Source organism: Candidatus Planktophila sp. (assembly GCF_044232745.1).
GTDB lineage: Bacteria > Actinomycetota > Actinomycetes > Nanopelagicales > Nanopelagicaceae > Planktophila.
In genome coordinates this window covers 26,015-38,545 of the sequence record NZ_JBIILI010000003.1, presented here as the reverse complement: position 1 = coordinate 38,545, position 12,531 = coordinate 26,015, and the positions used below count along the sequence as shown (strand labels likewise).

13 protein-coding genes are annotated in these 12,531 nt (G+C 45.5%); 5 read left to right on the top strand and 8 right to left on the bottom strand.

Features of this window, described 5'->3' with window-relative positions; translation table 11 throughout:
• Window positions 1-3: 3 nt before the first annotated feature.
• Window positions 4-1,122, top strand: coding sequence for a phosphoserine transaminase (serC, locus tag AC9UGD_RS02915; RefSeq protein ID WP_509569308.1), 1,119 nt, complete (start codon window positions 4-6; stop codon window positions 1,120-1,122).
• Window positions 1,122-2,279, top strand: coding sequence for an MFS transporter (locus tag AC9UGD_RS02910; protein ID WP_509569305.1), 1,158 nt, complete (start codon window positions 1,122-1,124; stop codon window positions 2,277-2,279). Before serC ends, AC9UGD_RS02910 begins: the two co-directional genes overlap by 1 nt.
• 66 nt (window positions 2,280-2,345) lie before the next feature.
• On the opposite strand, the gene AC9UGD_RS02905 is transcribed toward AC9UGD_RS02910, so the two are convergent.
• On the bottom strand, window positions 2,346-3,605 hold the full coding sequence (locus AC9UGD_RS02905; RefSeq protein ID WP_509569302.1) for an MFS transporter: 1,260 nt from the start codon (window positions 3,603-3,605) through the stop codon (window positions 2,346-2,348).
• A gap of 12 nt (window positions 3,606-3,617) precedes the next feature.
• Here AC9UGD_RS02905 and AC9UGD_RS02900 point away from each other — a divergent pair, with 12 nt between their 5' ends.
• Window positions 3,618-3,806 (top strand): DUF2530 domain-containing protein, encoded by a 189-nt coding sequence (locus AC9UGD_RS02900; RefSeq protein WP_509569299.1) that lies wholly within the window; start codon window positions 3,618-3,620, stop codon window positions 3,804-3,806.
• 19 nt (window positions 3,807-3,825) lie between these two features.
• Here AC9UGD_RS02900 and AC9UGD_RS02895 read toward each other — a convergent pair whose 3' ends face one another.
• The 6 genes from AC9UGD_RS02895 to AC9UGD_RS02870 form a co-directional block, all read right to left on the bottom strand.
• A complete protein-coding gene (locus AC9UGD_RS02895) occupies window positions 3,826-4,209 on the bottom strand; it encodes a cold-shock protein (protein ID WP_509523851.1) in 384 nt (127 codons plus the stop codon).
• Window positions 4,210-4,273: 64 nt separating this feature from the next.
• On the bottom strand, window positions 4,274-5,023 hold the full coding sequence (locus AC9UGD_RS02890) for a DUF3027 domain-containing protein (RefSeq protein WP_509569296.1): 750 nt from the start codon (window positions 5,021-5,023) through the stop codon (window positions 4,274-4,276).
• A gap of 78 nt (window positions 5,024-5,101) precedes the next feature.
• Window positions 5,102-6,721: a chaperonin GroEL gene (gene groL / locus AC9UGD_RS02885; protein ID WP_509569293.1), complete on the bottom strand. Its 1,620-nt coding sequence runs from the start codon at window positions 6,719-6,721 to the stop codon at window positions 5,102-5,104.
• Between the two features lie 122 nt (window positions 6,722-6,843).
• Entirely contained in the window at window positions 6,844-7,110 is a 267-nt protein-coding gene (locus AC9UGD_RS02880; RefSeq protein ID WP_509569291.1) for a DUF3263 domain-containing protein, read from the bottom strand.
• Window positions 7,111-7,164: 54 nt separating this feature from the next.
• On the bottom strand, window positions 7,165-8,511 hold the full coding sequence (locus AC9UGD_RS02875; RefSeq protein ID WP_509569288.1) for a pyridoxal phosphate-dependent decarboxylase family protein: 1,347 nt from the start codon (window positions 8,509-8,511) through the stop codon (window positions 7,165-7,167).
• Window positions 8,504-9,985 carry an SDR family oxidoreductase gene (locus AC9UGD_RS02870; RefSeq protein WP_509569285.1) on the bottom strand — a complete coding sequence of 494 codons (1,482 nt, stop codon included), beginning with the start codon at window positions 9,983-9,985 and terminating at the stop codon, window positions 8,504-8,506. Before AC9UGD_RS02870 ends, AC9UGD_RS02875 begins: the two co-directional genes overlap by 8 nt.
• 23 nt (window positions 9,986-10,008) lie before the next feature.
• Between AC9UGD_RS02870 and AC9UGD_RS02865 the strand changes: the two genes are divergently transcribed.
• Both AC9UGD_RS02865 and AC9UGD_RS02860 read left to right on the top strand, forming a co-directional pair.
• A complete protein-coding gene (locus AC9UGD_RS02865) occupies window positions 10,009-11,244 on the top strand; it encodes an NAD(P)/FAD-dependent oxidoreductase (protein WP_509569282.1) in 1,236 nt (411 codons plus the stop codon).
• Entirely contained in the window at window positions 11,244-12,020 is a 777-nt protein-coding gene (locus AC9UGD_RS02860) for an alpha/beta fold hydrolase (protein ID WP_509569279.1), read from the top strand. Before AC9UGD_RS02865 ends, AC9UGD_RS02860 begins: the two co-directional genes overlap by 1 nt.
• On the opposite strand, the gene AC9UGD_RS02855 is transcribed toward AC9UGD_RS02860, so the two are convergent.
• Complete coding sequence (locus tag AC9UGD_RS02855) at window positions 12,001-12,519, bottom strand: beta-class carbonic anhydrase (RefSeq protein ID WP_509569276.1); 519 nt, start codon at window positions 12,517-12,519, stop codon at window positions 12,001-12,003. The genes AC9UGD_RS02860 and AC9UGD_RS02855 overlap by 20 nt on opposite strands.
• Window positions 12,520-12,531 lie beyond the last annotated feature (12 nt).

Sequence of the window (12,531 nt, the reverse complement as noted above, 5' to 3'; positions counted from 1 at the left end):
CCCATGAGCGCAGACATTGTTATTCCTTCCAATTTAAAGCCGGTTGATGGTCGTTTTGGTTGCGGTCCATCAAAGATTCGTCCAGAAGCATTAGCTGCATTGTCAGCAAGTGGTAATTCAATTCTGGGAACATCGCACCGCCAAAAGCCGGTTAAGAATGTTGTAAAGCGTGTCCGCGAAGGTCTTACCTCTTTGTTTAATCTTCCTGAAGGGTATGAAGTTGTACTTGGAAATGGTGGATCAACAGCGTTTTGGGATATCGCAACTTTTGGTTTGATTGAGGATCGATCACAACACTTAGTTTTCGGAGAGTTCTCATCAAAGTTTGCTTCCGCATCAAAAGAAGCTCCATTTTTAGGAGAACCAACTGTCATTAAGTCTGAGCCTGGTTCTCACCCAGTATCAGTTGTTGAATCTGGAATCGATGTTTATGCATTGACCCACAATGAAACAAGCACTGGTGTAGCAATGCCAATTATTCGCCCCGCAGGAACCGACGGAGCATTAGTTCTAGTTGATGCAACATCTGCAGCTGGTGGCTTAATGGTTGATGCTAAAGAGTTTGATACCTATTACTTTGCTCCTCAGAAATCATTCGCCTCTGACGGTGGCCTATGGATTGCGATCATGTCCCCTGCAGCAATTGCACGCGCAGAGAAGATCAAGGCCAGCGGTCGTTGGATTCCAGCCTTCTTTGACTTGGGTATTGCAATTGAAAACTCACGCCTAGATCAAACGTATAACACTCCAGCTCTTGTGACTTTGATGTTGCTTGCAGAACAAATCGAGTGGATGAATGCCAATGGCGGACTTTCATTTGCCGCAGGTCGCAGCACTGCATCATCAGACATCTTGTATTCATGGGCTGAGAAAACTAGCTACACAACACCATTTGTCACCGATGCAGCAATGCGTTCAAAGGTTGTCGGAACAATTAACTTTGATGATGCAATTGATGCAACAAAGATATGTGCAGCACTTCGTGCCAACGGAATCGTAGATACAGAGCCTTATCGCAAGCTTGGTAAGAACCAGCTGCGTATCGGCATGTTCCCTGCTGTTGATCCAAGTGATGTTGATGCACTTACCAAGTGCATTGATCACGTTGTAGCAGCGCTTTAATGCCAAAGAGTTTTCATCGCGATCGTTTTTTCTGGGTCGTGGCGGTTCAAACTGCGATCGTTAACTTCTATTTAGGCGGCTTTGGCCCTGCACAATCATTGTTGCGCGCAGATCAAGGTACTTCGCTAACAATTGCTGGATTGCACGGCACGGCAATGGGAATTGCATCGATCATCGCTGGTTGGGCAAACCCCCGTATTGCACATCGTTATGGTCGCTCAAAAGCAAGTTGGATTGGCCTTTCAATTTTCATCACAGGATTGATGCTCTTTGTTATTTCTCCCCCAGTATTCATAACTATCCCTGCCACTCTCATAACTGGATTCGGTGTTTCAGTAGTTATCAACACAATGCTTACAAAAATGTCTTCGCATTATGGAAAGGCTGCCGAAGTCGCAATTCCACAAGCAAACGGAGTTGCATCTGTCGGTTTTGTAACCGGAACAGCATTGATTGGGACAATTGCCATTGCCTTCCCAAATCTTTGGCGCTTAGGTTTGTTGCTTGCCTTACCTGTTGCGTTAGTTTTATTTTTTGTTGGCCGCGAAAAAGATGAAGATGAACATGTGCCGGATGAAGATGGTCCACAAGGTGGAAAACTTTCTCGTAACTTTTGGATTGCCTGGATTGGCTTTGTTGCCTGTATCTCTAGCGAATTCGCCACATCATTCTGGGCGGCCGCGTTGTTGAAGGATCGGGTGGGATCAACTGCTGCAATTTCAACGGTTGCAATTGTGGCTCTTGGTACTGGCATGGGAATTGGTCGATGGTACGGAGGACTAGTTCTTGGGCATTTAAAACTTGATACTCAACTTCTGTCAATAATCGCTATGCAATTTATTGGCTTCGTTGGATTCTGGCTGTCACATAACATGATTATTTCGCTGTTCTGTCTTTTCGCTGTCGGACTAGGAATTTCAATGCAGTTTGCACTGTCCTCAATTCGCTTGATTGGCTTGAGTGATGGAAGACCAGACTTAGCTATTGGTCGTGCTTCATTAGCTGCCGGTGTAGCAATTGCCGGCGCTCCATTCTTGCTTGGGCTTCTGGGCGATAACTTTGGCATTTCTCGTGCATACATCATGGTTTTTGTCTTAATCGCAATAGCCTTTGTGATTGTCAAAGCTATTCCATCAAAGGTGCATGAGGTTGCCTAATGAGTTACAAGGTTAGACGAATAGTTACTTTGCTTGCGCTGATAGGTATTTTGATTGTAATTGCGATTAACGGTCTTTAAGCACCGCGGCAACGGAAATATCTGCAGGTAATGAAACTCGGTTCTTGTACTTGAACCAAATGTAAAGAGATGCAAATAATGAAATTCCGCCACACGCTGCAATAGTTGGACGGATGCCAATCAATTCAGTTGTCGCACCAATCAGTGGTGAACCAAAAGGCGTTCCACCCATAAAGATCAAAAGGTAGATACCCATCACGCGGCCACGAATTGCCGGATCTGTGCTGGTTTGAACAATTGAATTTGCTGATACCAAGGTAGTTAATGCGGTCACGCCACAAATTGGTAGCCAAATGACGTAACTGGTGTAATTAGGCAAGATTGATAGGACCATGATGGATGTTGAAAATAAAATTCCACCGCGGATCACAAACTTTGTATTTCTAAATCGTTCAAGTCGAGCAGAACCAATTGCACCTGTTAGTGAGCCAACTGCTATAAAGGTTCCCATCAAGCCAAAACTGGCCGGTCCTAGACCAAACTCTTGAGTTGCCATCAGAGCATTAAAGATCTGAAAGTTAAGACCAAATGTTGCTAAGAAAAACACCATCAACATAACCACATAAATGTCTGGACGAGCTTTTGCATAGGCAATGCCTTCTCGAATATTTCCATCTGATTTTGGTCGATCTAGATGGAAAAATGCCTTTTCATTGAGGTTTGCTAATGCTGCAATAACAAAGAAATAGGAAAGACCGTTAACGATAAATGAAGGGCCAGTACCAAATGCAGCAATCAACCCACCAGATAGCGCAGGTCCGACTAAACGGCCCGCATTAAAGTTTGCTGAATTAAGTGACACTGCGTTCGGTAGATCTGTCTGACCCACAACTTCGGTGGTAAATGATTGACGTACTGGAGCATCAATTGCTGTTGAAATACCTAGAACACCTGCAAGGACAAAGACGTGCCACAGCTGAATGTGCTCTGTAATAACAAGTGTGCCTAAGCCGAGTGATGCGCTGCCGCCCAGGATATTTGTCCAAATCAAAACTTTACGTTTGTTGAATCTGTCCGCTAATTTTCCACCGTGTAGCGAAAAGAACAGAACTGGAGCAAATTGAACTGCGGTCACTAAACCTAAATAAGTTCCGTTGTTATTTGTGAGCTCTAGGACTAGCCAGTCTTGCGCGATTCGCTGGGCCCAACTGCCAATGTTAGAAACCGCGTTGGCAGGAAAAAGAATTCGGTAATTACGATGGCGAAATGAACGCCAATTACCATCCTCTTTGACCTTAAATCCCATTACTCTTCTTCCATGACTACTCGACTACGCAATGCAGTAACTCTAGTCGCTATCGGAACAATCTGCTGGGTGGTTGCAGGTGTAATTGCACTTGCATCGAACGCGGATGCCAAAGTTATTTGGACATGCATCAGTGGAGCCATACTTGGCTTAATTGGTATTCGTTACACAATTCGTCGCGAACGACGTAGCGGGCTCTAAACTAAAACGCTAGTAAAGATTAAGCTCCGAGCGCAGTAGCAATACCGCGCAACACACGACCAAGGCGATCAGCCTCTTGTGCATTTGGATGACGTCCATGGCGCAAACCATTTCCGACTTTATCCAACATCTTGATTGTGTCTTCAATCATCGCTGCAAGATCATCACTGTTAACACGTGAGTTTTCAACTAATGATGGTGGTGCATCAATAATGTGTACTGATAATGCTTGTGGGCCTTTGCGGCTATCTGCAATTGAAAACTCAAGCTTTGTTCCAGGCTTAACTGTTGCAACACCCTCTGGAAGTGATGTAGCAGCTAGATAAACATCTTCGCCTTCATCATTTGCAATGAAGCCGAAACCTTTTTCTAATGAGAACCATTTAACGCGTCCTGTAGGCATGGGGGGCTCCTTGCTAGTTTTCTTTTTTGGTATTAATCGATATCGCGGGCGCGATAGCAGGGACTTAGTTTAACACCGGCTCTGTGAAGGTCGCTTCCGAATGTGCTCCGCAGCCATGATCCACGCTCACTACACGTGCATCATCAGGTGAAATTGCGTTGGCGCACACACCAAATGTAGATCGCAAGGAGCCTGCAATTGGAATAAAGAATCCGCAGCTATGGCATGGCTTAGGTGCTGACTGGGCAACAGGTGCATTTGGTCCACGTTCTCCGTCATACCAACGCTTTGCTGCTTGATCTCGACCTTCGATAGACATAACTCGTGCGCGACCTAAACCAAGTTCGATTGCCATGGCAGTATCTAAATCTTCATCCTGTGGCAACGCTTGTGCACCTGCAACTAAACGGGTGTCATCAAGTGAACTTGGAACAATATCGCCAACACCAACATCGCCCGGCAAAATTCTGTCGCGATATGGAATCCACTCTGGTGCACGTAGCGCGTCCGGTCCTGGAAGAACTACAACATCGCAAATAGTTGGTTGCGCATCAGCATCAACCTTTGCAATGGTGATGCACCAGCGCCATCCTTTATACCCAGAAAGTTTTGCTTCAAATAAATACGTTGCAACACGATTGTCATCATCAAAATCAACAGAAACAAAACTTCCAACTTGTTCGCGTTGTTCAGCAACCTCTAGGGCTGCATTTCGGGCAAGGTCCTGTGCATCAAAAGCAACAGATGTGCTTGTTGATACCTTCTCCTGTGCAGGAGCCTTCTCCTTTTTGGAGAGTAGGGATTTCTTGGCCATGGCATAAGGGTAAAGCAGAACGCCGCCTTCATGTTAATTGAAGACGGCGTTACGCGTAACTATTGGTTAAGAATGGATTTAGAAGTCCATATCTCCGCCGCCTTGTGGGGCAGCTGCAGCCTTTTCTGGCTTGTCTGCAATAACTGCCTCTGTTGTAATAAACAGCGCAGCAATTGATGCAGCATTTTGTAATGCAGAACGTGTGACCTTAGCTGGATCAATGATTCCAGATTTGATCATGTCTACATATTCACCAGTTGCAGCGTTTAGGCCTTGTCCTGCTGGAAGGTGACGGACCTTCTCAACAACAACTCCGCCTTCAAGTCCTGCATTAATTGCGATCTGCTTGATTGGCGCTTCGATTGCATATTCAACAATCTTTGCACCAGTTGCTTCATCGCCAGTTAAATCTGTTAGACGCTTGAACACTGCAGCACCTGCTTGTAGAAGTGCAACGCCACCACCGGCAACGATTCCTTCTTCTACTGCAGCCTTTGCATTGCGAACTGCATCTTCAATGCGGTGCTTGCGCTCCTTGAGTTCAACCTCAGTTGCAGCACCTGCCTTGATAACCGCTACGCCACCAGCAAGCTTTGCTAGACGCTCTTGCAGCTTCTCGCGGTCGTAATCTGAATCTGATGACTCGATTTCGTTGCGGATCTGCTGTACGCGGCCCTTAATTTGAGCATCATCACCAGCGCCTTCAACAATTGTTGTCTCTTCCTTGCTGATAACAACTTTGCGAGCCTTACCCAAAAGATCAAGCTCTGCTGCATCTAGACGAAGTCCAACTTCTTCTGAAATAACAGTTGCACCAGTAAGGATTGCAATGTCTTGCAACATCGCCTTGCGACGATCTCCAAAACCTGGAGCCTTTACAGCTGCTGAGCGGAATGTTCCACGAATCTTGTTCACAACTAGTGTTGCGAGCGCTTCGCCTTCGACATCTTCAGCGATGATCAATAGTGGCTTACCTGATTGCATTACCTTTTCAAGTACTGGCACTAGATCTTTAATATTTGCAATCTTTGAGTTAGCGATCAAGACATATGCATCTTCTAGAACAACTTCCATGCGATCTTGATCAGTTACAAAGTATGGCGAAATGTAACCCTTATCAAAGCGCATACCTTCTGTAAGCTCTAGTTCGAGGCCAAAAGTATTTGACTCTTCAACAGTGATGACGCCTTCTTTGCCAACCTTGTCCATTGCTTCAGCGATCATTTCGCCGATGGTTGCATCTGCTGCAGAGATAGATGCGGTCGCTGCGATTTGTTCCTTTGAATCAACAGCCTTTGCCATTGAAAGAAGTTCGGCAACGATTTCGGCAACAGCCTTTTCAATACCGCGCTTTAACGCCATTGGGTTGGATCCGGCTGCAACGTTACGTAGGCCTTCGCGTACCAACGCCTGAGCCAAAACAGTTGCAGTTGTTGTTCCGTCACCGGCAACATCATCAGTCTTCTTGGCAACTTCCTTAACTAGCTCTGCGCCAATCTTTTCCCATGGATCATCAAGTTCAATTTCTTTTGCAATGGAAACGCCATCATTAGTAATTGTTGGGGCGCCCCACTTCTTCTCGAGTACGACGTTACGTCCACGAGGTCCAAGGGTTACCTTGACCGCGTCGGCCAAAATATTCATGCCGCGCTCTAATCCGCGACGGGCTTCTTCATTAAAGGCAATCTGCTTTGCCATGAGTTGTGCTCCTTGTGTTTAGTCCTGCGTTAAGCGGGGCGTTTTATCACTCGCACCCCGAGAGTGCTAACGCCAAATCTAGAGCCTTTATTTCCGAGGCGCAAAACGAGAGTTTGAAAGGGCTAGGCGCGGGCGACGCGGGTAGCCATGCGGGCCTCGCGTAGGCGGCGCAGGCGCTTAACTAGCATGGGTGAAGCAGCTAGGGCGTCGTCGCGGTCGATCAGATCGTTGAGAAGTTGGTAATAACGAGGAGCGCTCAGGTCGAAAAGATCCTTTATTGCCGCCTCTTTTGCCCCTGCATAGCGCCACCAGTTGCCCTCAAAATCAAGGATGCGAACTTCGAGGTCACTGAGTCCAGTGTTCATTGCGGACTCTTCTTGCGCGGACATGGGTTAAATCCTAGGTCAGGTTGAGCATAAATTGTGGGAACTTGCAGAAGGGATTTAGAGCCTGTCCAGAATCATCTGGATGTCACTAATTTTGGTCCAGGGATTGACGATTGCAAAACGCACAATCGGTTGACCGTGATGTGACGAAGGTGGAATAAACCCAACCTGATCATCTAATAATTGATCGCTCCACTTTTGATAATCAGGGGCTGTCCACCCTTTTCGAGTAAATGCAACGATCGAAAGTTCTGGTTCACATAACAGTTCAAGATGTGGATGGTTGCGAACTAATTCTGCTGCTTGCTTTGCAACTACAAGAGTTTGTTCCATTGCTTCGGCATAAGCATCGGTGCCGTGTGCTGCTAATGAAAACCAAAAAGGTAATCCACGTGTGCGACGTGTTAAATGAATTGCATAATCAGAGGGAGACCAATTGTCATCTTTTAAAGTATCTAAATAAGAAGCATGTTGTGAATGTGTTTGCTTTGCCAGAGCCGGATTGCGATACACAAGTGCGCAAGCATCGTAAGGGGCAAAAAGCCACTTATGGGGATCGACAATAAAAGAGTCTGCTGCTTCAATGCCATCGAACATGTGTCGCACAGATGGTGCACACAATGCTGCTAAGCCATATGCACCATCGACATGGAACCAGATCTCGCGATCATGCGCGGCCTTGCCTATCCCTCTTAGATCATCAATGATTCCCAGATTTGTTGTGCCAGATGTTGCTACAACTGCAAAAACTCGATGGTTTGTTGTGGAATGAAGGAGATCAATTGCTGCTGCAACTGTTGCGCCTTGTAAGCGACCACTTGAATCTACTGGCACTTGAAGAACATCCACATCCATGACATTTGCTGCAGAAACTATTGATGAATGTGCTTCTTCGCTGCAAGCGATTACCCAACGCTCTGCATTGCCATGTTTCTTGCGGGCCTCTGCTCGCGCGACAACAAGTGCCGAAAGATTTCCGATTGTTCCGCCTTGTACAAATACGCCACCAGCTGAATCTGGTAGGCCCGCCAAATCAATCAACCACTTAATCGCTTGGTTTTCAGCAAAGACTGCTCCAGCGCCTTCTTGCCACGATCCGCCATACAAGGCACTTGCACCGACTACTAAATCAAAAAGGTTTGCGAACTCACTAGGTGCAGATGGAATAAAGGCCAGATTGCGTGGATGGTCAGTTGAAATACATGCTTTAGCTAAAACATTAGTAAAAACTTCTAGCGCTTCGTGCCCACCCAAACCTTTTGCCGTAATTGTGTTGCCGACTTCATTAAACAAATCTTCTGCTGAACGAGGACCATCAAGTGGTGGATCATCTTTCAAACGTTCAAGGCTGTACTTCAAAATTTCTGCAGCAAGAGCTTCTACTGCAGGAGTAAACTCATGCATTGATTCTTGCCTTCTTAACTATATTTCTGATCATTGTTGGAAAAACAAATAGATGTAGTGGCGAGATTGCATACCAATACAACTGACCACCTAGCCCGCGAGGATTAAATGTAGCCTCTTGAACTATCTTCGTTTTTCCATATTCTCGAGTAACTGTAAATTCAAGCCACGCTTTACCTGGCAAAACCATTTCGGCATAAAGCTTTAATCTGCGACCTGGTTCTAACTCTTCTACCCGCCAAAAATCTAAACTTTCACCAACGCGTAAGAAATCAGGATCACGTCGTCCACGACGCAAACCAACACCGCCTACTAAGAAGCGATCTAAAACTCCACGAGCCCACCACAATAAATCAGAGCCAAACCAACCATTGTCTCCACCAATTCGTTCAACTTGTCGCCATACCTGTTCTGCTGGGACATCTGTGATGCGTTCGCGCCGATCGCGCAAAACCATTTCACCAGCCCAATCAGGGTCTCCTTGTGCTTTTTGCCATGGCGCAGTTGGCATAGTTGCATCAGACCAACGAGTTTCAACGTTATGAGTTGTGATCTTGGACAGCGCTAAAGAGATTGCTGTTTCAACATCAATTAAACCTTCTTCGGGCTTTGGAATTAGTGCATCAATACTCTTTGCAGGATCTGCAACAACTTCGCTAATCAGCGATCCAACAAGTGGGCGGGCAAGTGCGGTTGGTACCGGTGTTACTAAACCAATCCATAAGCTAGAAAGCCCAGGAGTAAGAACTGGCACCCTGATTATCCAGCGCTTTTTTAAGCCAGACAACTTTGCAAACTTTTGCATCATGTCTGCATACGACAAGACTTCGGGGCCACCAATATCAAAGACCTTGTTGACGGGCTTTGCTAAATGCGCTGCACCCTTTAAGTAATACAAAACATCGCGAATTGCGATTGGGTGCGTTTTATTCATCACCCATTTAGGTGTAGTCATTATCGGTAGTCGGTGTGTTAAGTGACGCAGCATTTCAAAGCTAGCAGAGCCTGATCCAATAATGATTCCTGCGCGAAGTTCTAATACGGCAACAGATGTGGTGGCAAGCGAGCTGCCAGTCATGGCACGAGATGCAAGATGCTTACTGATATTCACATCATTTGCGATTCCGCCCAAATAAATGATCTGCGATACGCCAGCTAGTTCTGCAGCTTTGGCAAAGTTGCGCGCCATCTCGCTTTCGATTTCATCAAAATGTGGCCCTAGGTTAATTGAATGCAACAAATAAAAAGCTGTATGGATTCCTTCTAGCGCTCTTTGTAAATCACTGAAGTTTTCGGCACTACCTTCGCAAATATCAACCAAAGGCGCCCATGGTTGGCCCATGATCTTGTTCTTATCGCGCACCAAAATTCGAACATTTTCTTTGTCATCGATAAGTGCACGGACCAATCGACCGCCAACATATCCAGATGCCCCTGTGACGAGGTACTTGCGGTCTCCAATGTGCGTGTTCATGCTGCGAAGCCTAGACTTAACCCATGCAAAAGACACTCCAAAAGCCGAGAGTAGTGATTTTGGGTGCCGGTTTTGGCGGGCTAACAGCGGCTCGAAAGATGGCCAACTTTGCCGATGTAACTGTGGTTGATCGGCACAACTTCCAAACATTTCTGCCTCTGCTGTATCAAGTGTCTACGGCTGGGTTAGCTGCCGACCATGTCGCTCACCCAGTGCGAGGCGCACTACGCAAAACAGGTGTGAAATTTCGAATGGGATCTCCAATTTCAGTTGATCACAAAAACAAGTCCGTAAAATTAGACAGCAGCGAAGTTTTAGATTTTGACTACCTTGTAGTTGCGCTGGGATCAGCAACAGCTGATTTTGGAGTACCTGGTGTCACCGAACACGCTCTTGGTATGAAGAGTGTTCATGAAGCATTGAATATTCGTGCCGAAGTTTTGCGACGTTTTGAAGATCTCTGCCGTTTTGAAGATGAAACAATTTTTTCAATTTCAATTGTTGGCGGCGGGCCTACAGGTGTCGAAATGGCTGGCGCTTTTGCAGAACTTGTTCGTGGACCCTTAAAGCATGATCAACGACATGCAGCTGCACATATAAAGATAAACCTGATCGAAGCTGGGCCCAGAATTTTGCCGATCTTTTCTGAAAAACTCTCGGCCCACGGTAAAAAGGATCTTGAAAAGCTTGGCGTAACTGTTCACTTAAATACCGCTGTAAAAGAAATTAAACCACGCAGCATTGAAATTAGTGATGGCAGCAAAATTGCATCAGAGGTGACAATCTGGGCTGCAGGCGTCAAAGGCGAACCAACCGGTGCAAAGTTAAATTTGCCATTAATAAATACACGTATTGATGTTGAAAATACCCTGCAGGTAAAGCATTACCCGCACATCTTTGCAATCGGTGATATCGCAGGTTTTGTTGGAGAAAACGGGCGTATGTTGCCGATGGTTGCACCTGTTGCGTTGCAGCAAGGTCGACATGTTGCCCAACAAATTAAAAGAATTGCAGCCGGCCAAGAACTCAAGCCTTTTAAGTACCTTGATAAGGGATCCATGGCAACAATCGGTCGCCACAAAGCAATTGTCGAAGTTAAAAACCTTCGTATGACAGGTATCCCAGCTTGGTATGCGTGGTTGTGGCTACATCTGTTTTATCTCTTAGGTGGACGCAACAAGATCGGCACAATGGCTGACTGGACCTATAACTATTTAACCTTTGATCGCGGCAACCGTCACATTATGGATTCGCAGTAATGCCCGAGTATTTAAAAGTAGCTGGGCATGATGTCTACTGCTACGAATGGGAAAATGATGGCGAGGCTGTTGTTTTACTTCATGGTGGTTTAAGTAAAACTTCTAGTTGGGATTACTTGCTCGTACCAGCACTTGAAGATGATTTTCATGTCTATGCATACGATAGAACTGGACATGGCTTCACAGGAGATCGTCCTGGCAGTCTTCATTTTCAGTTCCAGACTAATGAAGCAATCTCTTACTTGGAAGCGATCGTAAAAGAACCAGCACATCTAATTGGTTACAGCGATGGTGGAATCATTGCATTGATGGTTGCTATACAGCGTCCAGATTTAGTTAAATCAATTGTTGCTATTGGTGCAAATTATCATTACAGCGCACCGCTAAAGGATTTTGTTGATGCTTTTGTTAGTGACAAAGATCAGGCTGAATACAACTTAATTAGCCCAGATGCGCCACACACTCTTCTAGAAAAAACTATTCGGATGAATGGCATTTGGAAGACAGAGCCAGATATAAATCTTTCTGATCTTGCATCTATTCAGTGCCCTGTGCTGGTTATGGCTGGTGATGATGATGTAATTAAGCATGATCACACAATTTCCTTATATGAAGCGTTACCTTTAGGTCAGCTAGCAATTATTCCTGGAACATCACACGGATTAGTAAAAGAAAAACCAGCGTTAATGTTGGCTAACATTATGCAATTCTTAGAGGATTTGACCTATCCGCAAACTCGAGACCCGATAAGACGAACTAACAATCAACCGGAGTAATTTTTCCTGTTGCAACATCGTAAATGGCTCCACCAACAACAACATCTTTATTCAAAAATGGAAATGCACGGATTCTATTTACATCAATTGCTAGTGCCGCTTCCTGATCCTTCACAGTTCTAAACTCCAGACTTCGAGTATCGACGCCAAATTCCTTCACAATGTATTCATGAATATCTGCTTCTTCTGCCGAAGCCATACGGCAATTTGTGTGAGGCATAACTAAAATTTTCTTTACGCCCAATAAATAAGTTGCGAGCACCAAAGTACGTAAAACGTCCTCAGTTACGCGCGCTCCAGCATTACGTAAAATCTTTGCGTCCCCAGAACTCATTCCCATAACGGACAATGGGTTAATACGTGAATCCATGCAGGTAACAATCGCTAAACCTTTTTGAGCAACACCAGTTAATCCAGAGTACTTAAAGGTTTTGATGTATTCATCATTGGCTGCGATTTCTGCAGAAAAAGAATCATGCGGAAAGGAGTTATTGGACATATCAACTCCTCC